The organism is Pseudomonas sp. BF-R-24 (assembly GCF_019947335.1).
In the GTDB taxonomy this organism is placed as follows: domain Bacteria; phylum Pseudomonadota; class Gammaproteobacteria; order Pseudomonadales; family Pseudomonadaceae; genus Aquipseudomonas; species Aquipseudomonas jessenii.
On record NZ_JAGYGG010000005.1, the window covers coordinates 142701 to 163508 of the forward strand.

Consider the following 20808-nt stretch of genomic DNA (forward strand, 5'->3'; position numbering starts at 1 on the left):
AGTGATAGTGGAAGCAGTTTAGAGGAAGAGTCCGGGACCCGGGCGACTTCCTTCGGGGAATCTGACGCCCACTTTACCGATCTTGTTCCCGTCCATGACGGCCACGGTCCAGATGGTGTTGTTCCATTCCACCTGGTCACCCACCACCGGCGCACCGCCAACCTTCTGGGCAATGAAGTGGCCCAGGGACATGTCCGGATCGATGCCTTCGACCTTCAGGCCATAAAGGGCCGCAACCGCGGCCAGCTGGGCGTCTCCTTCGAGTACGAAGTCGCCGAAGAAGCGCAGATCGAGGCCCCGTTGTGGCGCCTGGCTGAAGAGTTTTCCGAGGGCCGGCAGGTTGTGTTCATGGCCGATAACACACAACAAATCATCGACTTCCAGCACTGTACTACCCGACGGATGGAGCAATTGCTGGCCACGAAACAGGGCGGCGATACGGGTGCCTTCGGGCATATTCAGCTCGCGAAGGGGCGAACCGATGCACCATTTTTCCGCGCCCAGGCGATAGACGAACAGTTCCCACTCGCTGGTGACGTGCACTTCCAGGGCCGAGCGGGAGATGGGTGCAGGCTCCGGGGGTACCGTCACCTTCAGCAGCTTGGCGACCCACGGCAGGCTCGTGCCCTGAACCAGCAGCGACACCAGCACGATAAAGAACGCGAGGTTGAAGTAGAGCTGAGCGTTGGGCAGGCCGGCCATCAGCGGGAACACCGCGAGAATGATCGGGACCGCGCCGCGCAGGCCGACCCAGGAGATGAACGCCTTCTCGCGACCATGGAACGCCTTGAACGGCAGCAGGCCAACCATCACCGACAGTGGCCGGGCAAACAGAATCATCCACAGCGCCAGGGCCAGTGCCGGCAAGGCGATAGGCAGCAGGTCGTGAGGTGTCACCAGCAGCCCCAGCACCAGGAACATGCCGATCTGCGCCAGCCAGGCCATGCCGTCGAGCATGTGCAGGATGCCGTGGCGGCTGCGCACCGGACGGTTGCCGATCACCAGGCCGCAGATGTATACCGCCAGGAAGCCACTGCCGTGCAGGGCGTTGGTCAGCGCAAACACCACCAGGCCGCCGGCTATCACCAGGATCGGATACAGGCCGGTGGCCAGGTTGATGCGATTGACCAGTTGCAGCATGAGCCAGCCACCGCCCAGGCCGATGACTCCGCCGATGCCGAACTCGCGCAGCAAGTGGGTCAGCAGGCTCCAGTGCAGGCCGGTCTGGCCGCTGGCGAGCATGTCGATCAGGGTGACGGTGAGAAACACTGCCATCGGGTCGTTGCTGCCGGATTCGATCTCGAGACTGGCGGTTACCCGTTCGTTCAGGCCCTTGCCGCCCAGCAGCGAGAACACCGCGGCGGCGTCGGTAGAACCGACGATGGCGCCGATCAGTAGGCCTTGAATCAGGTTCAAGTCGAACAGCCACGCGGCCGCCATGCCGGTCAGCCCGGTGGTAATCAACACCCCGACCGTCGCCAGCGACAGCGCCGGCCATAACGCCACGCGAAAGCTCGATACCCGGGTGCGCAGGCCGCCGTCGAGCAGGATCACCGCCAGTGCGAGGTTGCCGACCAGATATGCCGTGGGGTAGTTATCAAAAAGAATGCCGGCGCCATCGACACCGGCCGCCATGCCGACGGCCAGGATGATCACCAGAATCGGGATGCCGAGACGGGACGAAAGTGAGCTCACCAGAATGCTCGCACCTACCAGCAACGCGCCGATCAAGAACAGGCTGTTGATGGTCGTCGCATTCAAAGGCAGTACTCCAGAAAGCTGAAAGGCGGGCGCAAACTGACCATGCAGTCTGCGTGCCAGCGATTCTAACCTGTTGAAATGTGATGCTGTCAAAAAGCTTTGTAGGAGCGAGCCTGCTCGCGATGGACGTCAACGATAACGCGTACTGTCTGGATCAGCGCGTTGTCCTTGATGCCTTCGCGAGCAAGCTCGCTCCTACAGGGGGCGGTGTTGGCGGATTACAGGCTAAACCGCCCAACCAGGGTGTTCAGGTCCACCGCCAGGCGCGACAGTTCATTGCTCGCCGCACTCGTCTGATTCGCCCCGGTGGCCGACTGCACCGACAGGTCACGGATGTTAACCAGGTTGCGATCCACTTCACGGGCCACCTGTGCCTGTTCTTCAGCGGCGCTGGCGATCACCAGGTTGCGCTCGTTGATTTCGACGATGGCGCTGTTGATGGTGTCCAGCGACATCCCGGCGCCGCGGGCGATGTTCAGGGTCGATTCGGCGCGTTCGGTGCTGTTGCGCATCGAATCCACCGCGTGCTCGGTGCCGCTCTGGATGCTGCCGATCATGCGTTCGATCTCGCTGGTCGACTGCTGGGTGCGGTGAGCCAGGGCTCGTACCTCGTCGGCCACCACCGCAAAACCACGACCGGCCTCACCGGCGCGCGCGGCCTCGATGGCGGCGTTCAAGGCCAGCAGGTTGGTCTGGTCGGCCAGGCCACGGATCACATCCAGTACCTTGCCGATGTCACGGGACTCGTTGGCCAGGTCGCCGATCAGGGTCGCGGTGCTCTGCACGTCGGCGCTCATGCGTTCGATGGCGCTGACGGTTTCCTGCACCAGATCACGGCCGTCACCAGCAGATGTGGTGGCGTTCTTCGAGGCCTCGGACGTGCTGACCGCGTTACGCGCGACTTCTTCCACGGCGCTGGTCATTTCGTTGACTGCGGTGGCAGCCTGTTCGATTTCGTTGTTCTGCCGGGTCAGGCCGCGGGCGCTTTCGTCGGTGACGCTGTTGAGTTCTTCTGCGGCAGACGCAAGTTGCGTGGCCGAGCCGGAAATGCGCTGCAGTGTGTCGCGCAGTTTTTCCTGCATCTTCGACATGGCCAGCAGTAAACGGCCGGCTTCATCCTGGCCGTCAACGGTGATCGGGCGCGTCAGGTTGCCTTCGGCAATCTGTTCGGCGGCGCCCAGGGCATTGGCGATCGGTTGGGTGATGCTGTTGGTCAGCAACCAGGCGAGCAGCAGCGTCAAGGCGGTGGCGATCACCAACAGGGTGATTACCAGGTTGAACGCCGAATCGTATTGATCCGCCGACTGCTGGTTGGTGTCGTGGCTCTGCTGGGTGTTGATCTCCAGCAGGCGGTTCAACACGGTGTTGACCGCTTCGGAGTTGTTGAGCAAATCGGTGTTGAGCAGGCTGCGCAATTCATCGACCTGATTGTTGCGCGACAGAGTCTTCATCCGGTCTTCGATCTGGCGGTATTGACCCAGCAGCTGTACGTATTGATCGTAGGCCGCACGTTCCTGCGGGCTGGCGATCAGCTTTTCGTAGGTTGCCTGGGCCGTGCGAATCTGCTGGTTGCGCGTCTCCAGCAGTTCCATGGTTTTCTGCTGCACTTCTGGCTCGCGGTTCACCAGTAAGCGATAGGACAACACCCGCAGGCGCAAGGTGAGCTGGGTGAAGTCGTCCAGGCTCTTGATGCTCGGCACACTGTTGTTGGTGATGTTCTCGGCCGCGCCGCGGATTTTGCTCATCTGATTCAAGGCAAACACCCCCAGAACCATCATCAAGCCGCCAATCAGGGCAAAGCTGAGGAACGCCCGAGGGGCGATATTCATATTACGAAGGGACATGGCAATCACCGAAAAGAGCGCATCCGCGCGGGGCTGAGGCTGCTGTATGGATGGCTTATCGGTCGCCTGGCTGAAGTCTTGAGTCCTTGCGCGTTTTTACTGCGACCGGGCGAGCCCGCTCGCGAAAAACGCATGGACAACGCAATCATTCAGACAGGGCGCGATATCGTTCACGTCCATCGCGAGCAAGCTCGCTCCTGCATAGGCGGGCGACGAAGTGCAGGAACCAGATCGGGGTATCACAGTCTCTACAGTTCGCGAGAAAGGTCACTCGTCAGCAAAATCAAGGCTTTGCGCCTGTATAACCCTGGCATCCAGGGTGACTTTTCTTTATCGTACGCGCCCTTTGAAAAAGCCCGGAAAATCAAAATGTTGGAAGCATCCCTAAGCCAATTGGAACAACTGGTCAGTGACCTGGTGCAACAGAACCAGACGTTGCTCGGCACCAACCAGACCCTGACCGCAGAACTGGCCCAGGCCAAGGATGAAAACGAAAGCCTGCAACTGAACCTGATGGAGCAGGAAGAGAAGCAAGGCGCCACGGCGGCTCGCATCCAGGCCCTGGTTGAGCGCGTCAGCGCAGGCCCTGTCAGCGCATGAGTTACAACGCCGCAGGGGTAAAAGTCGTCTCGATCCTGGGGGAGGACTATTCGATCAAGGCACCGGCCGGGGAAGAACAGACCCTGCTGGACGCCGCGATGATGTTGAAGGCAGCCCTGGCCGAAACCAAGAGGAAGTACCCGACGCTGATCGGTGACCGATTGCTGGTGCTGGCGGCGATGAATCTGTGCTCCCAGCAGATCGAAATGCAGAAACAGCACAAGCTCGACCTTGACCGTTACCAAGAGCAAGTCAGCGCCACGGTTGAGACGATTACCAGGACTATTGGGCAAGGCTGATTGGATGAGTTGGTCTTCAAAACATTCAATCGTGGGATGACCAAAGTTGGCGTTCTCTATCAATTATAATAGTGAAGCGGGAGGTGTCTTACTTCCCGCTTTTATATATAGGCGTTTTTGAGTATTAAAGTTGTTGGTATATAAGTCCAACTGAATACAGTTGCGTCGTGGGGTTTAGCTTGAATACCTTGCCTTTTACTTTGTAGCTTAAGCCAGACAGAATAAGGTTGTCTCCGGATGCTGCATATGGTGCCAATGTTTGGGCGGTCTCAGTTAGAAGTTCGAGTTCAGTTGCTGTTGTGGAAACTCTTAAGTCCCATTGGTTTTCGCGCGCTATAAAGGTTTTGTGAGCCACGGGAGTTGAATTTCCCGGTTCCGTGTAATAAATATCTCCAGGGCGACAAAGCTTCATCACTTCTGACCAATATAGCCACGGCCAGGCCGTGGGTTCAAAACTAGTGCTGTTTTCAGGCGATGAAGGAGGAATCTCTTCTTCTGTGAGGTTGTTTGGCGTCGCTTTGACGGAGGTGTCCAAATATGCGGTTAAGGCCCGCAGATCTACGCTGGTGAAATAAAGACCGTTATGATCTCGATAACCAGAAGATTTGTAGGAGACGTAGAACATGCCGTTTGGGGTTGAGACAGTATCACCTTTTCTCATAAAGTGCCTTGAAGTGGCACCTGCGGGTGTTGACAGTACGTGTGAGTCGGATTCGCGTGTTAGGAATAATTTGGTTTGTATGTGCATTATTTCATCCGGGAGCGGATGTTCAGCTGCTGAAAAAACTTTGGAGGCCACAAGGAAGCCTCCCCTTCCATCAAGCTCGAAGCGGTCCCCGACATCGGCAAGTTGGACGGCATAGAGCTCTGGAACATTCTCTGCGAAAAAGGTTTCAGTCATAGTAGTCATGGTATTTTTCCTACTGTATGTGCTAGTTCTTCAAGTGTTAATACGTTAATGCCTGCATGTCGTGGTGTTAAGTTCTTCACGGGGTACAGGTTGCGCCGAAGAAAAACATCTGTAACCTGTCACAGTTATCAGTGAATCGTTTCAGCTTTCCTTTCCGAAAGTTATCTCGGGCTTCCTTTGCCAAATTAGCAGCCGCTCAGTTTGGTACCGCAGAGCCAGACCCTGCTGGACGCCGCGATGATGTTGAAGGCAGCCCTGGCCGAAACCAAGAGGAAGTACCCGACGCTGATCGGTGACCGACTGCTGGTGCTGGCGGCGATGAATCTGTGTTCCCAGCAGATCGAAATGCAGAAGCAGCACAAGCTCGACCTTGACCGTTACTAAGAGCAAGTCAGCGCCACGGTTGAAGTGATTTCCAAGACGATCAATCAGGCCTGATCGGCTTTGCGCACAACCAAAGAATAGATTGTCGGTTGGTTTGTATACAATCGGCACGGCTGTTGCAGTGTTTCAGCCTCTTATTCTTTGGGGGTGCTCCATGCAGTTCTGGCGACGCAGTATTCAATGGCAGTTGATCCTGAGCATGGGCACCGCCCTGCTGGTCAGTATCCTGATCGTGGTTGGCATTTATACCCTGGTGGTCAACCGCCTCGCCCAGAGCTATCTGGTCGAGCAAGCCTTGCCGTCGAGCATCGAAGCGATGCGCAACGACATCGAGCGGATCCTCGTCCAACCCCTTACCGCCGCCAAGGACATCGCCAGCAACAGCATGGTGCGCGACTGGCTGGCCGGGGGTGAGGACAGCGCCAGGACCGCCAGCTTCGCGCAGTATCTGGAAGGCATTCGCGCCGAGCACAAAGCCTTTACCGCGCTGATCATCGGCACCGCGTCCAGCCATTACATTACCGAAAAAGGCCTGGACCGCACCCTCAGTCGTTCCAATCCCAAAGACGCCTGGTTCTACTCGTTCCTCGACAGCAACCAGCCTCGCACCCTCAATATCGACATCGACACGGCCACCGGAGAATTGGCGCTGTTCATCGACCTCAAGGTCGAGCAGGCCGGCAAGGTAGTGGGCGTTGCCGGGCTTGGCCTGAGCATGAAAGAGCTGTCGGAGCTGATTCACAACTTCAGCTTCGGTGAGCGCGGCAAGGTCTATCTCGTGCGTTCCGACGGTTTGATCCAGGTTCACCCAGAGACGCAATTCAGCGGTAAGCGCACCTTGGCCGAACAGATTGGCGAGTCAGCCGCGCAAGCGGTCATGGGTCAAAAAACTGCCACCAACAGCAGCTTCCAGCGTGATGGCGAAGACTTTCTCGCGTTGAGTCTGCCTTTGCGCGATCTCGGCTGGACGCTGGTGGCCGAAGTGCCGCAATCGCAGATCTACGCCGAAGCCCGGCGCGCCATGTGGATGAGCAGCGGTATCGGCCTGGCGGTGGCGATTGTGTGTCTGTTGCTGGTGGTGCTGCTGGCCCGTGGGTTGGTGCGGCCGATTCGTCAGGTAACAGCGGCACTGGTTGCCATTGGTAGCGGTGGTGGAGATTTGACCCAGCGGTTAGATTCCAGTCGCGCCGATGAGCTGGGCGATCTGGCGCGTGGCTTCAATCGGTTCCTCGACAGTCAGCGCGACATGATCGGTGAAGTGCTTACCACCAGCGAACAGTTGCGCGCTGCTGTCGGGCAGGTGGCGCGGGTGGTGGACAACACCGCCGAACGCTCCGGGCGCCAGCAGGAAATGACCGACATGGTCGCCACCGCGGTGCATGAAATGGGCCTGACTGTGCAGGACATCGCGCAGAACGCCGGCAACGCGGCATTCGCTTCACAAACCGCCCGTGACGAAGCGCTGCAGGCGCGGGAGGTGGTGGGTGGTTCGATCCGCCACATTGAAAGCATGTCCCGGGAAATCGGCGTCGCGGCCACAGCGGTGGGTGAACTGGCCCATCAAGTGGCGTCGATCGACCAGGTGCTGGCGGTGATTCGGGGGATTTCCGAGCAGACCAACCTGCTGGCGCTCAACGCCGCTATCGAAGCGGCGCGAGCCGGGGACATGGGGCGCGGGTTTGCCGTGGTGGCCGATGAAGTGCGGACTTTGGCGCGGCGTACGCAGGCATCTACCGATGAAATCCAGCAGATGATCGGCAGCCTCAAGCAGGGTGCGGAGAATGCGGTGTCGTCGATGCATTCCGGGCAAGCCGCGACCGGCACGGGTGTCGAGTCCAGTCAGCGTACCGGGGCTTCGTTGACCGCGATTACCGGGCAAGTGGAGCGCATCAGCGACATGAATCATCAGGTGGCGACGGCGACGGAAGAGCAATCGGTGGTGACCGAGGAGATCAACCGGAACGTACAGGGGATTTCTGACCTGGCGCGGGCGACGGCGGGGGAGGTCAGGGCCTGTCGGGAGGATTGCCAGACGTTGCAGCGGTTGGCGGATGATCTGGCGCGGCAGATGGGTGGGTTCAAGCTGAGCTGATGTTTCGCCTGTGCGGGCCTCTTCGCGAGCAAGCCCGCTCCCACAGGTTTTCTGGTGTACACAAAATTGATTTTTCACACCGGCAACTGTGGGAGCGGGCTTGCTCGCGAATGGATTTCAGCAGCACCACAAAACTTTGATCAGAACCACTCATCCTGCATGCCCAGGCACACATCATCCCGGGCCTCAAGAATTGCCAGCTCATGATGGCAGCCCGGCACTTCCCACGTCAGGAAGTAGCGCGCCGCCTGCAGCTTGCCTTTATAGAAGCCGACATCCGCCGCATTCCCCTTCACCAGGCCTTCTTCTGCGCGGATCGCCTGTTCCAGCCAGCGCCAGCCGATCACCGTGTGACCAAACACTTTCAGGTACAGCGCCGAGTTCGCCAGGCTGCTGTTGACCTTGCCTTGGGCCAGATCAGTCAGCAGACCGATGGTCACGGCTTGGAGGCGTGTCACCAGTTTTTCCAGCGGCTCGCGCAGCGGCGTCAATGAATCAAACGCCTGTGCTCGCTCGCCAGTGTCGGCGATCAGGCGGATCAGTTGCTTGAGCCCCGCGCCGCCGTTCTGCGCCAGTTTGCGGCCCAAAAGGTCCAGCGACTGAATACCGTGGGTGCCTTCGTGGATCGGGTTCAGGCGGTTGTCGCGGTAGTACTGCTCCACCGGGTACTCACGGGTATAGCCGTGGCCGCCGAGGATCTGGATCGCCAGTTCGTTGGCCTTCAGACAGAACTCCGACGGCCAGGATTTGACGATCGGCGTCAGTAAATCCAGCAGTTCATGGGCCTGTTTGCGTTCGGCTTCGGTCGCAAGCGTGGTGGTGTCATCGAACAGTCGCGCCGCATAAAGACCCAAGTCAAACGAGCCTTCGACGTAAGCCTTTTGCGTCAACAGCATGCGTTTCACGTCGGCATGCTGAATGATCGCCACTGGTGCAGTGTTCGGGTCCTTGCTGTCTGGCACGCGTCCCTGCGGACGCTCGCGGGCGTATTCCAGCGAGTACAGATAACCGGCGTAGCCAAGCATCACCGCGCCCATGCCGACGCCGATCCGGGCCTCGTTCATCATCTGGAACATGTAACTCAAGCCATGGTGCGGCTTGCCCACCAGATAGCCGACGCACTCGCCGTTATCGCCGAAATTCAATGCGGTGGAGGTGGTGCCGCGCCAGCCCATCTTGTGGAACAGCCCGGCCAGCAACACGTCGTTGCGTTGGCCGAGGCTGCCATCGTCGTTGACCAGGAACTTGGGCACGATAAACAGCGAAATGCCCTTCACCCCGGCCGGTGCGTCCGGCAGCTTGGCCAGCACCATGTGCACGATGTTTTCCGACAGCGGATGATCGCCGCCAGAGATGAAAATCTTGTTGCCCTTGAGGCGATAGGTGCCGTCAGATGCAGGTTCTGCGCGTGTACGAATATCCGACAGTGACGAACCCGCGTGGGGTTCGGTCAGGGCCATGGTGCCGAAGAAGCGGCCATCGATCATCGGTTGCAGGAAGCGGCGCTTCTGCTCATCGGTGCCGAAGCTCTCGATCAGGTTCGCCGCGCCCATGGTCAGGAACGGATACGACGTCGAAGCCGCGTTGGCCGATTGAAAGTGCGCGAAGCAGGCCTGGGACAGCAGCGTAGGAAGCTGCATGCCGCCAGCGTCGAAACTGCGTGCGGCGTTGAGGAAACCGGCTTCGAGGAAGGCATCTACCGCCGGTTTCACTTCCGGAATCAGAATCGCCTGACCGTTCTCGTAGCGTGGCTCGTTCTCGTCGCCCTTGCGGTTGTGCGGGGCGAAGAACTTCTCGGCGATGTTGCGGGCGGTGCCAATGGCGGCATCGAAGGTTTCGCGGTTGTGCTCGGCGAAACGCTCACGCTGGGTCAGGCCCTCGGCATCAAGGACTTCATACAGCTCGAAAGCCAGATTACGGGAACTGAGCAACGTCTCGGACATGGCGGCCTACCTTTTATTGGAGTGGACCGAGTCTAGGCTTGTGAATTTATGCTGAATAGCATGATTGATGAGCGTGATAATTGGGCAGAGCAGAGGCTTTGCAGGCGCCACAAAGCCAATGTGGGAGCGGGCTTGCTCGCGAAGAGGTCGCCACATTCAACATTTAAGTTGACTGACAGACCGCTATCGCGAGCAAGCCCGCTCCCACAGGGATTTGATTGCCAGGCAGCCATTGCGGCTGCCTGGCGTATCGGTGTTAACCGATGGTCATCAGGCTGGCATTACCACCTGCCGCAGCGGTGTTGACGCTCAACGCACGCTCGATCACCAGACGCTCCAGCGCAATGTTGGTTTCGCCCTGCGACAGGCCCTGAACCCCAACGATGGCGCCGGCACGCTTGGCTACCTGCTGGCACACCGCACGCAACTGGTCGGAATGGCCGTGATGCAGAACCGCATCAAACACCACTTCGTCCTTGTTCCAGTCGGAAACCAGCTTGATGCGCGCCTGAATGTCCTTCGGCAGGCGTGCGAACAATGCCTTGGTCATGTCAGCTTCCGGCCATACCGCCGAACCGCCGACAGCCAATACCGCCGCCAGTTGCGTCAGCAGATCGCCTTCGACTTCCGCCAGGCACAGCACGTGTTCCCGTGGCAGGATCGCATAGCTGTTGCGTTCGCCGGTCGGGCCGGCCAGGAGGCGGGTGATACCGCTTTGCGATTGTGCGGCGAACTGCACGCACAGGGTGCTCAGGTCGGCGAACTTGTGGTTGTCGGCCCAGGCTTTCAGGGCGGTCAGCGGCTTGCTCATGGCGTCGCGCAGACGAAGGTCCGGTGCTGCGGCAGCATCGCCGCGAGCGAAGGATTGTTCGATCGCATCCGCAGGGCGGGTCGACAACAGGCGGTACAGGTACAGCGGGCCGCCGGCTTTCGGGCCGGTACCCGACAGGCCTTCGCCGCCGAATGGCTGCACGCCTACTACTGCGCCAACAATGTTGCGGTTGACGTAGACGTTACCGGCGTTGACGTTGTCGATCACCTTGGCAATGGTCTCGTCGATGCGGGTGTGCACGCCCAGGGTCAGGCCGTAGCCGGAAGCGTTGATCTGACCGATCAGTTGATCGATGTCCTTGCGCTTGTAGCGAACCACGTGCAGCACCGGGCCGAAGATCTCCCGTTGCAGTTCGTCGAAGCTTTCCAGTTCGATCAGTGTCGGCATCACGAAGGTGCCGCGTTTGACTTCTTCGGCGTCGGCGATGGCCACCTGGTACACGCTGCGACCTTTGTCGCGCATGGCCTGGATGTGCTTCTCGATGCCAGCCTTGGCTTCAGCGTCGATCACCGGGCCGATGTCCACGGACAGACGCTCAGGGTTGCCGAGACGGCTTTCAGCCATGGCACCTTTGAGCATTTCGATGACGCGGTCGGCGGAATCTTCCTGCAAGCACAGTACACGCAGAGCCGAGCAACGCTGGCCGGCGCTGTCGAACGCCGAGGACACCACGTCGATCACAACCTGTTCGGTCAGTGCCGAGGAGTCGACGATCATCGCGTTCTGGCCACCGGTTTCGGCGATCAGCGGAATCGGACGACCCTGGCTGTCCAGGCGGCCGGCGATGTTGCGTTGCAGCAAGCGCGCGACTTCGGTGGAGCCGGTGAACATCACGCCTTTGACGCGATCGTCGCCGACCAGGCCGGCACCGACGGTTTCGCCACGGCCCGGCAGCAGTTGCAACACGCCTTCCGGGATGCCGGCTTCGAGCATCAGGCGCACGGCCTGAGCGGCGACCAGCGGCGTTTGTTCCGCAGGCTTGGCCAATACCGGGTTACCAGCGGCCAATGCAGCAGCCACCTGGCCACTAAAGATCGCCAACGGGAAGTTCCACGGGCTGATGCATACGACTGGGCCCAACGGACGGTGAGCGTCATTGGTGAAATCGTTGCGTGCCTGCACTGCGTAATAACGCAGGAAATCCACGGCTTCACGCACTTCGGCGATGGCGTTGGCGAAAGTCTTGCCGGCTTCGCGGGCCAGCAGGCCCATCAGCGGCTGGATCTCGGCTTCCATCAGATCGGCGGCACGTTCCAGGATCGCGGCGCGCTCGGCGGGCGGTGTGGCCTGCCAGATCGGTGCAGCGTTGAGGGCGCACTGGATCGCGTTGTCGACATCTTCGACGGTCGCTTCCTGCACATGGCCGACCACGTCACGCAGATCGGACGGGTTCAAGACCGGTGCCGGGGCTTCGCTGCTGGAAGCGCAACCGAGCATCGGCGCCGCTTTCCAGTGGTTGTGTGCGGTAGCGAGAAGCGCGCAGGACAGGGATGCCAAACGATGTTCGTTGGCCATGTCGATGCCGCTGGAGTTGGCGCGCTCGGAACCATACAGGTCACGCGGCAGCGGAATGCGCGGGTGCGGCAGGCCGAAACCACCTTCCACGGTCGCCATTTGCTCGATGCTGGCTACCGGATCGGCCACCAGTTCCTGGATCGAAATCGACTGGTCGGCAATACGGTTGACGAACGAAGTGTTCGCGCCGTTTTCCAGCAGGCGACGCACCAGGTAGGCCAGCAGGGTTTCGTGAGTGCCGACTGGAGCGTACACGCGGCACGGACGGTTCAGCTTGCCTTCGGAAACTTTGCCTACAACCTGTTCGTACAGCGGTTCACCCATGCCGTGCAGGCACTGGAACTCGTACTGGCCCGGGTAATAGTTCTGACCGGCGATGTGATAAATGGCCGACAGGGTGTGGGCGTTGTGCGTGGCGAACTGCGGGTAGATGACTTCCGGCACCGACAGCAACTTGCGGGCGCAAGCGATGTAGGACACGTCGGTGTACACCTTGCGGGTGTAGACCGGGTAGCCTTCCAGGCCTTCGACCTGGGCGCGCTTGATTTCGCTGTCCCAGTACGCGCCTTTTACCAGGCGGATCATCAGGCGATGACGGCTGCGGCGAGCCAGGTCGATCACGTAGTCGATCACGTACGGGCAACGCTTCTGGTAAGCCTGGATCACGAAACCGATGCCGTTCCAGCCAGTCAGTTGGGGCTCGAAGCACAGGCGCTCGAGCAGATCCAGTGACAGCTCCAGGCGATCGGCCTCTTCGGCGTCGATGTTCAGGCCGATGTCATATTGCTTGGCCAGCAGGGTCAGCGACAGCAGGCGCGGGTACAGCTCGTCCATCACGCGCTCGTATTGGGCGCGGCTGTAACGCGGGTGCAGGGCGGACAGCTTGATCGAGATGCCCGGGCCTTCATAAATCCCGCGACCGTGGGAGGCTTTGCCGATCGAGTGGATGGCTTGTTCGTACGAGGCCAGGTACTTCTGCGCGTCGTGCTCGGTGAGTGCGGCTTCACCCAGCATGTCGTAGGAATAGCGGAAACCTTTGGTTTCGAACTTGCTGGCGTTGGCCAGGGCTTCGGCGATGGTTTCGCCGGTCACGAACTGCTCGCCCATCAGGCGCATGGCCATGTCGACGCCCTTGCGGATCATCGGCTCGCCGCTCTTGCCGATGATGCGGCTCAGGGACGAAGTCAGGCCGGCTTCGTTGTGGGTCGACACCAGTTTGCCGGTCAGCAGCAAGCCCCAGGTGGCGGCGTTGACGAACAGCGACGGGCTGTTGCCCAGGTGCGGCTGCCAGTTGCCGGTGCTGATCTTGTCGCGGATCAGGGCGTCGCGGGTGCCTTTGTCCGGGATGCGCAGCAGCGCTTCGGCCAGGCACATCAGCGCCACGCCTTCCTGGGACGACAGGGAGAATTCCTGCAGCAGGCCCTGGACGATGCCGGCACGGCCGCCGGCGCTCTTCTGGTTGCGCAGTTTTTCAGCAATCGAGGCGGCGAGTTTGTTGGTGGCTTCGGCCATCGGTGCCGGCAGGCGAGCCTGCTCGATCAGCATCGGCACGACTTCCGGCTCGGGGCGACGGTAGGCGGCGGTGATCGACGCGCGCAGTACCGATTGCGGCAGGATGCTTTCGGCGAATTCAAGGAAGCACTGGTGGGCGTGATCCAGAGGCGAGTCGACGGAGTCGTCGGAATCCTTGGTCGAACCGTTCAGCTCGGACAGGGTTGCACCACCCTCGAGTTTTTCCAGGTAATTGAAGATTGCCTGCTTGATCAGCCAGTGCGGCGTGCGATCAATCGAGGTCGCGGCGGCCTTGAGGCGTTCGCGGGTCGGGTCGTCAAGTTTGACCCCAAGGGTGGTGGTAGCCATGTTTTTATCCTCATGTTTGCCACGACTGCGTGGCATCAGCTGGCGGCAAGATTAGCCGTGCGACTGTTGAGGTGCAACCGGGTGCAACCCTTTTTTTGTCGGAATATTACGCAGCTCGTCAGGAAATAAATTCTGGTACGGCGGTGCTGCCTTTGCTTGGTGCTTTTTAGGGTGGTTGGCCCGCGTTCTTACTCCGAAAAGGAGCAAAAAACCGGGTTTGAAATTTATTTCCGACTGGGTGCAACTTATTCTCAAGAAACTGGTTGCACCTTATTTGCTTTGTTGAATAGCATTCGCGCCCAAGGTGCAACCCGGTCGAAACCCGGGTGCTCCGGCTGATGGCTTTCCTGGGGAAACATCAGTCATAAATGCGCGGGAACCCGGATCGTCTGTCAAACGTATGCGTTTGCGAGCGGTTCACCAGCCGCAGCTACATAAAAACAAAGCCAGGGCGTAACTTAATGAGCGTAAGCAATCCAACCCTGATCACGTTCGTGATCTACATCGCAGCAATGGTACTGATCGGCTTGATGGCCTATCGCTCCACCAACAACCTTTCCGACTACATTCTGGGCGGTCGTAGCCTGGGCAGCGTCGTGACCGCACTGTCCGCCGGTGCCTCCGACATGAGCGGCTGGTTGTTGATGGGCTTGCCCGGCGCGATCTACATGTCCGGTCTGTCCGAAAGCTGGATCGCCATCGGCCTGATCGTCGGCGCCTACCTGAACTGGCTGTTCGTCGCCGGCCGTCTGCGTGTGCAGACCGAGCACAACGGTGATGCACTGACCCTGCCGGACTACTTCGCCAGCCGTTTCGAAGACAAAAGCGGCCTGCTGCGGATCATCTCCGCGGTCGTGATCCTGGTGTTCTTCACCATCTACTGCGCTTCCGGCATCGTGGCCGGCGCCCGTCTGTTCGAAAGCACCTTCGGCATGTCCTACGAGACTGCGCTGTGGGCCGGTGCTGCGGCGACGATTGCCTACACCTTTATCGGTGGTTTCCTGGCCGTGAGCTGGACCGATACCGTACAAGCCACCCTGATGATCTTCGCGTTGATCCTGACGCCGGTTATCGTGTTGCTGGCCACCGGCGGCGTCGACACCACTTTCCTGGCCATCGAAGCGCAAGATCCAAGCAACTTCGACATGCTCAAGGGCACCACTTTCATCGGCATCATCTCGCTGATGGGCTGGGGTCTGGGCTACTTCGGCCAGCCGCATATCCTGGCGCGTTTCATGGCTGCCGATTCGGTTAAATCGATCGCCAACGCCCGTCGCATTTCCATGACCTGGATGATCCTGTGCCTGGGCGGCACCGTGGCAGTCGGCTTCTTCGGTATCGCCTACTTCTCGGCGCACCCGGACGTGGCTGGCGCAGTCACCGAGAACCACGAGCGTGTGTTCATCGAACTGGCCAAGATCCTGTTCAACCCATGGATCGCGGGTATCCTGCTGTCGGCCATTCTGGCTGCCGTCATGAGCACCCTGAGCTGCCAGTTGCTGGTGTGTTCGAGCGCCCTGACCGAAGACTTCTACAAGACCTTCCTGCGTAAATCCGCTTCGCAGCTGGAACTGGTGTGGGTCGGCCGTGCCATGGTGTTGTTGGTTGCCCTGGTGGCGATCGCCCTGGCGTCCAATCCGGAAAACCGTGTACTGGGTCTGGTGAGCTACGCCTGGGCCGGTTTCGGTGCCGCATTCGGTCCGGTCGTGCTGATCTCCGTGATCTGGAAAGACATGACCCGCAACGGCGCACTGGCCGGTATTCTGGTCGGCGCGATCACCGTGATCGTCTGGAAACACTTCGAACTGCTGGGCCTGTACGAAATCATCCCTGGTTTCATCTTCGCCAGCCTGGCGATCTACTTCGTCAGCAAGATGGGCACGCCGACTGCCGGCATGTTCCAGCGTTTTGCTGCTGCTGAGGCCGATTATCGCTTGAACAAGTGATCGGGATGAGTGCATGCGCTGACCCGATGACTTGAAAAAAATGGCCCGCGTCCTTTTGGACGCGGGCCATTTTTTTTGCATTTTCACTGCAGTGTTCTCCGCGGCTGACCCGCTCAGCCGCCAACCCCTGACTTGCCGGCCGGTAAAAGGTAAACTTCCCGGCCTTCGCAGGAGCAGCCATGAATTATCGTCACGCCTTCCATGCCGGCAATCACGCCGATGTGTTCAAACACCTGACCTTGACCCGCCTCATCGCCCTGATGTCGCGCAAGGAGCAGCCGTTTGCCTATCTCGATACCCACGCCGGCATCGGTCTGTATGACCTTCAGGGTGATCAGGCCAATCGTACCGGTGAGTACCTGGAAGGTATTGCGCGTTTGTGGGATCAGCCGGATCTGCCGATCCTGACCGCTGATTACATGCAGGTGCTGCACGAGATGAACCCGGATGGCCAGTTGCGCTATTACCCGGGGTCGCCGGAGTTGGCGCGGCGCCTGACCCGTCCGCAGGATCGCGTGTTGCTCAATGAGAAGCACCCGGAAGATGGTGTGCTGCTCAAGGACAACATGGCCGGTGATCGCCGAGTCAAGGTTCACTTGGGTGAGGGCTGGCATGTGTCGCGGGCCTTGCTGCCGGTGCCGGAGAAGCGTGCGGTGATGTTGATCGATCCGCCGTTCGAGAAGCTCGATGAGATGCAGCGCTGTGCCGCGTCGTTGAAGGAAGCGATTGGCCGGATGCGTCAGACAGTGGCGGCAATCTGGTACCCGGTGAAGGATCAGCGCGCGTTGCGCCGCTTCTATCAGGACCTGGCCGGTACCGGTGCGCCGAAGTTGTTGCGGGTGGAGTTGCTGGTGCATCCGCTGGATACGCCCAACAGCCTGAACGGTTCCGGGCTGGCGATCGCCAATCCGCCGTGGGGGCTGGAGGAAGAATTGCGTGAGCTGCTGCCGTGGTTGTCCGAGAAGCTTGGGCAGACCCAGGGTGGGTGGCGGATGGATTGGTTGATTGCCGAGAGTTGATCTGTAGGAGCGAGCTTGCTCGCGAAGGTCGTGAACGTTAACGCGTAAAACCGGATGCCCAGCGGCGTCCTTTGGTTTTTCGCGAGCGGGCTCGCTTCTACAGTCAGTTGTCAGATCGGGCAGGTCACGCCTGTGCCGCCAATTCCGCAGTAGCCTTCCGGATTTTTCGCCAGGTATTGCTGGTGATACGTCTCGGCAAAGTAGACGGTCGGGGCCTGGTCGATTTCGGTGCTGATTTCACCGAGACCGGCCTTGGACAGCTCGGCCTGGTAGGTTTCCTTGCTCTTGAGCGCCGCGTCCAGTTGTTCCGGGCTAGTGGCGTAGATCACCGAACGGTATTGGGTGCCGATGTCATTGCCCTGGCGCATGCCCTGCGTCGGGTTGTGCAGTTCCCAGAACATCGCCAGCAGTCCTTCGTAGCTGACCTTGGCCTTGTCATACACCACCAGCACCACTTCGGCGTGACCGGTCAGGCCCGAGCAGACTTCTTCGTAGGTCGGGTTCGGCGTGAAACCGCCGGCGTAGCCGACCACGGTGCTGACCACGCCTTCACGCTGCCAGAAGCGGCGTTCCGCGCCCCAGAAGCAGCCGAGGCCGAAGATCGCGAAGTCGACATCTTCGAAGAACGGGCCGAGCAAGGGGGTGTCTTTAAACACAAAGTGCTTTTCAGGCAGGGTCATCGCGGTTTCGCGGCCAGGCAGAGCTTGTTCTTTAGTAGGGAGCACGTTTTTGTTCACCAGAATTTCCGAGCGCAGAACCATGATCAGTCCTCTCAGTCAGGTTGGGTTGTAAATAAACAGACTGTCAGTGTGCCCAATACCTGCCCGATACGCACTACCCCTGTAGGGGTGAGCCTGCTCGCGATAGCGGTGTGTCGGTGTCATGGGGGGCTGACTGGTCCACCGCTATCGCGAGCAAGCTCGCTCCCACAGGTTTTTTGCCTGCCACAGAGTTTATGTCTGCCACAGGTTCTGTGTCTGTCAGGCGATTGGGCCACGCGGGTAGCGTTTGAGCTTGTCGATCAGCTCATTGCCCGGGATCGGACGGTCGAACAGGTAGCCCTGGCCGACGTCGCAGCGGTGACGGCGCAGGAACGACAACTGCTCGGCGGTTTCGATGCCTTCAGCCACGACCTTGAGTTTCAGGTTGTGGGCCATGGCGATCACCGCGGAGGTGATTTCCATGTCGTCCTGGTTGTCCGGGATTTCGTGGATAAAGCTTCGATCGATCTTGATGATGTCGATGGGGAATTTTTTCAAGTAACTGAGCGACGAGTAACCGGTGCCGAAGTCGTCCATGGCCAGGGTCAGGCCCAGGCGCTTGAGCTGGTCGAGCTGCAAGTGGGTGTCTTCGGTAGCCTCCAGCAGCAGGCCTTCGGTCAGCTCCAGCTCCAGCAAATGAGCCGGCAGGGCTTCTTCCTTGAGGATGTTGGCAATGGAGGCCACCAGGTCCGGGTCGGAAAACTGCTTGGGCGACAGGTTGATCGCCACTTGCAGGTTGCCCAGGCCGACGGCGGTCAGCGCTTTGCTCATGCGGCAGGCCTGGCGGGCGATCCATTTGCCGATCGGAATGATCAGCCCGGTTTCCTCGGCGACGCTGATGAACTGATCCGGGCGGATCATGCCTTTTTCCGGATGGTCCCAGCGCAGCAGGGCTTCCATCCCCAGCAGGCGACCGCTGCGCAGGCACAGCTTGGGCTGGTAGAACACGTCGAGTTCGTTCTGGGTCAGGGCGCGGCGCAGGTTGTTTTCGACGAACAGCTTGTAGCTGGCCTCGGCGTTCAGCGCTTCGGTGAACACCTGCACCTGATGTTTGCCGTTGGCCTTGGCCTTGTGCAGCGCCAGCCCGGCATTGCGCATCAGGGTTTGCGGGTCGCGCCCGTGCAGTGGCGCGCAGGCCAGGCCCACGGAGCCGGTGACGCTGATCAACTGGTTGTCGACGAACATCGGTTTGTCGAGGGTCGCCAGCAACTGGTTGGCCACTTGCTGGCCCGTCGTGAGGTCGCTGTTGTCCAGCAACACGGCGAATTCGTTACTGGCGAAGCGTGCCAGGCTGCCGCTCGGGATCAGGCTGTTGCGCAGGCGCCGGGCCAGGCTGATCAGCAGTTTGTCGCCGGTCTGGTGGCCGAGGCTGTCGTTGATCCGCTTGAAGTTGTCGATGTCCACCAGCAACAGGCTGATCGGCGCGTCGCTGTCCCGGGCGAAGCGTTCATCGAGGTTGCGGATGAACGCCGGGCGGTTGCCGAGATTGGTCAGGTTGTCGGTGTAGGCCAGGCGCTCGATGCGTTGTTGGGCGAGCTTGGTCTGGGTGATGTCTTCGTAGATGCCGATGTAGTGGGTCAGCTCGCGGTTGTCGCCGTAAACCTTGGAGATCGACAATTGGCCCCAGTAGGGTTCGAGGTTTTTCCGGCGGCTCTTGAATTCACCTTGCCAACTGTTGCTCTTGGCCAGCGCCGAAGGTGCATCGAACAGCAGTTCGCTGAGGTTCTCCAGGGCCGGTAGTTCTGACAGCCGCTGACCGTGCACTTCTTCGGTGGAATATTGGGTGATCGCGGTGAAGCTCGGGTTGACGTATTCCACCACGCCATCGCAGTTGACCAGCAAAAAGGCGTTGGCACTTTGTTCGACCGCGCGCTGGAACAGGTGCAGGGCGCTGGTGGCGGTTCGCCGGTTGTGGTTGCTGATGACCTGGGCAAACTGGTCCGCCAGTTCTCCGGCGAACGCGATTTCATCCGACTGCCAAGCGCGGGTTGCCCCGGTTTGCTCCAGGCACAAAACGCCGACCACCTGGCCATCGACGCGGATACTGGCGTCGAGCATTGCGTTGACGTCCCGCGGGCGCAGGCTTTCGGCCATCTCCCGGGTGCGTGGGTCGCGCATGGCGTTATGGGCGTCGATGGCTCGGCCGGTGTGCAGGGCGTCGAGGTAATCGGGGAAAAGACTGACGTCGATCGGTTGCGGCAGCAGGTATTCCTGATTCGTGCGGTGATAGGCCGAGATCGGCACCAGCATCGAGCCTTCAAGGTGCCACAGGCTGGCACTGTCGATTTCGTAGATGTCGCAGGCGCTGCGGGTGATCAGCTCGGCGGCTTCGCGCAAGGAGTTGTTGCTGCTGTAGCGTTGACGGGTGAGCAGCAGGATCAGATCCTGCTGGGCTCGCACCCGCTCCAGATGCAGCAGTTGCTCCTGCTGGGTGCGCTGATTGAGTTCCAGGGCGATTTGCAGGCGCGAGTTCTGGGTTTCAAGGTCCATGGCCGGTTGCAGCGGGTCATCCTCGAACAGGCCGTCGATGACCAGCAGGTAGCCGCGCAACAGGTGTCGATTGTGTTGTTTGTAGGCTTCGCCCAGCTCCAGCAGAGTCAGGGAGCCAGCGGCGGTGTGCAGGGTATAGCGGATCAGGTAGTGCGGGCTTTCAGTCAGCTGTTGCTGGACTGCATCGTGCAGTTGATAGCGCGCTAGCGGCTCCATCAGGCTGGCGTAGGGCGAGCCCACCAGCGCACACAGTTCCACGGCTGGCAGGCCGAACTGGCGTTCGCAATTGGGATCGAGAAACAGCAGCGCCCAGCTGGGTTCATTAAGCCGTTCGAAACGCAGCATGCCGAGCCGCGAGGGCACAGGCAACTGCGTCACTACCTCGGCCACCATACGGCTGGCGGCATCGGGCTGGCTTTTCATGGAGGGAAACTCGCTTCGAATATGCTGAACGCGCTGGGCTCTCGCCCTCTTTACTGTTGCCTGCGGCAAGGTTGCATCATTGCGACACCGACTGACAAGAGAGATGAAGGCCAAGTGCTATAAGAATAT

At 60.0% G+C, this 20808-nt stretch carries 12 protein-coding genes and 3 pseudogenes; 7 read left to right on the forward strand and 8 right to left on the reverse strand.

From position 1 onward, the window contains the following. Positions 1-18 precede the first annotated feature (18 nt). The 3 genes and pseudogenes from KGA98_RS06055 to KGA98_RS28635 all read right to left on the reverse strand — a co-directional run. A complete protein-coding gene (locus tag KGA98_RS06055; protein WP_223501851.1) occupies positions 19-1761 on the reverse strand; it encodes a potassium/proton antiporter in 1743 nt (580 codons plus the stop codon). Positions 1762-1979: 218 nt separating this feature from the next. After that, on the reverse strand, positions 1980-2852 hold the full coding sequence (locus KGA98_RS28630; protein WP_371319461.1) for a methyl-accepting chemotaxis protein: 873 nt from the start codon (positions 2850-2852) through the stop codon (positions 1980-1982). After that, positions 2835-3605: pseudogene (locus KGA98_RS28635) on the reverse strand (MCP four helix bundle domain-containing protein); the annotation flags it as partial. The pseudogene KGA98_RS28635 and the gene KGA98_RS28630, both read right to left, overlap by 18 nt. A 369-nt stretch (positions 3606-3974) precedes the next feature. Here KGA98_RS28635 and KGA98_RS06065 point away from each other — a divergent pair. Next, entirely contained in the window at positions 3975-4205 is a 231-nt protein-coding gene (locus KGA98_RS06065; protein ID WP_090452750.1) for a hypothetical protein, read from the forward strand. Further along, positions 4202-4504 carry a cell division protein ZapA gene (locus KGA98_RS06070; RefSeq protein WP_223501853.1) on the forward strand — a complete coding sequence of 101 codons (303 nt, stop codon included), beginning with the start codon at positions 4202-4204 and terminating at the stop codon, positions 4502-4504. The genes KGA98_RS06065 and KGA98_RS06070 overlap by 4 nt, the downstream gene beginning before the upstream one ends. Before the next feature lie 124 nt (positions 4505-4628). On the opposite strand, the gene KGA98_RS06075 is transcribed toward KGA98_RS06070, so the two are convergent. Continuing rightward, a complete protein-coding gene (locus KGA98_RS06075; RefSeq protein ID WP_223501854.1) occupies positions 4629-5414 on the reverse strand; it encodes a hypothetical protein in 786 nt (261 codons plus the stop codon). Positions 5415-5624: 210 nt separating this feature from the next. Here KGA98_RS06075 and zapA point away from each other — a divergent pair. The 3 genes and pseudogenes from zapA to KGA98_RS28645 all read left to right on the forward strand — a co-directional run. After that, positions 5625-5798: pseudogene (gene zapA, locus KGA98_RS06080) on the forward strand (cell division protein ZapA); the annotation flags it as partial. Positions 5799-5997: 199 nt separating this feature from the next. Then, a pseudogene (locus KGA98_RS28640) lies at positions 5998-7026 on the forward strand (cache domain-containing protein); the annotation flags it as partial. A gap of 132 nt (positions 7027-7158) precedes the next feature. Continuing rightward, positions 7159-7890, forward strand: a complete 732-nt coding sequence (locus KGA98_RS28645) for a methyl-accepting chemotaxis protein (protein WP_411736656.1) — start codon at positions 7159-7161, stop codon at positions 7888-7890. Between the two features lie 140 nt (positions 7891-8030). On the opposite strand, the gene KGA98_RS06090 is transcribed toward KGA98_RS28645, so the two are convergent. Both KGA98_RS06090 and putA read right to left on the reverse strand, forming a co-directional pair. Then, positions 8031-9833, reverse strand: a complete 1803-nt coding sequence (locus KGA98_RS06090; protein ID WP_223501856.1) for an acyl-CoA dehydrogenase — start codon at positions 9831-9833, stop codon at positions 8031-8033. A 256-nt stretch (positions 9834-10089) separates the two neighbouring features. After that, positions 10090-14040 carry a trifunctional transcriptional regulator/proline dehydrogenase/L-glutamate gamma-semialdehyde dehydrogenase gene (gene putA / locus KGA98_RS06095; protein ID WP_223501857.1) on the reverse strand — a complete coding sequence of 1317 codons (3951 nt, stop codon included), beginning with the start codon at positions 14038-14040 and terminating at the stop codon, positions 10090-10092. A gap of 461 nt (positions 14041-14501) precedes the next feature. On the opposite strand from putA, the gene putP reads away from it, so the two are divergent. Both putP and KGA98_RS06105 read left to right on the forward strand, forming a co-directional pair. Next, a complete protein-coding gene (gene putP, locus KGA98_RS06100; RefSeq protein ID WP_057712300.1) occupies positions 14502-15986 on the forward strand; it encodes a sodium/proline symporter PutP in 1485 nt (494 codons plus the stop codon). Between the two features lie 179 nt (positions 15987-16165). Beyond that, positions 16166-17005 (forward strand): 23S rRNA (adenine(2030)-N(6))-methyltransferase RlmJ, encoded by an 840-nt coding sequence (locus tag KGA98_RS06105; RefSeq protein ID WP_057712298.1) that lies wholly within the window; start codon positions 16166-16168, stop codon positions 17003-17005. A 110-nt stretch (positions 17006-17115) separates the two neighbouring features. On the opposite strand, the gene msrA is transcribed toward KGA98_RS06105, so the two are convergent. Beyond that, a complete protein-coding gene (gene msrA / locus KGA98_RS06110; protein WP_090452759.1) occupies positions 17116-17766 on the reverse strand; it encodes a peptide-methionine (S)-S-oxide reductase MsrA in 651 nt (216 codons plus the stop codon). Positions 17767-17985: 219 nt separating this feature from the next. After that, the gene (locus KGA98_RS06115; protein ID WP_223501858.1) at positions 17986-20679 is read right to left on the reverse strand and encodes a putative bifunctional diguanylate cyclase/phosphodiesterase; all 2694 of its coding nucleotides are present in this window, start codon (positions 20677-20679) and stop codon (positions 17986-17988) included. Between the last annotated feature and the right edge of the window lie 129 nt (positions 20680-20808).

Coding starts and splice junctions, on each gene's coding strand:
- KGA98_RS28645 (WP_411736656.1), top strand. CDS start 7,159: ATGGTCGCCACCGCGGTGCATGAAATGGGCCTGACTGTGCAGGACATC.
- KGA98_RS28630 (WP_371319461.1), bottom strand. CDS start 2,852: ATGTCGAAGATGCAGGAAAAACTGCGCGACACACTGCAGCGCATTTCC.
- putP (WP_057712300.1), top strand. CDS start 14,502: ATGAGCGTAAGCAATCCAACCCTGATCACGTTCGTGATCTACATCGCA.
- msrA (WP_090452759.1), bottom strand. CDS start 17,766: ATGGTTCTGCGCTCGGAAATTCTGGTGAACAAAAACGTGCTCCCTACT.
- putA (WP_223501857.1), bottom strand. CDS start 14,040: ATGGCTACCACCACCCTTGGGGTCAAACTTGACGACCCGACCCGCGAA.
- KGA98_RS06090 (WP_223501856.1), bottom strand. CDS start 9,833: ATGTCCGAGACGTTGCTCAGTTCCCGTAATCTGGCTTTCGAGCTGTAT.
- KGA98_RS06075 (WP_223501854.1), bottom strand. CDS start 5,414: ATGACTACTATGACTGAAACCTTTTTCGCAGAGAATGTTCCAGAGCTC.
- KGA98_RS06105 (WP_057712298.1), top strand. CDS start 16,166: ATGAATTATCGTCACGCCTTCCATGCCGGCAATCACGCCGATGTGTTC.
- KGA98_RS06115 (WP_223501858.1), bottom strand. CDS start 20,679: ATGAAAAGCCAGCCCGATGCCGCCAGCCGTATGGTGGCCGAGGTAGTG.
- KGA98_RS06070 (WP_223501853.1), top strand. CDS start 4,202: ATGAGTTACAACGCCGCAGGGGTAAAAGTCGTCTCGATCCTGGGGGAG.
- KGA98_RS06065 (WP_090452750.1), top strand. CDS start 3,975: ATGTTGGAAGCATCCCTAAGCCAATTGGAACAACTGGTCAGTGACCTG.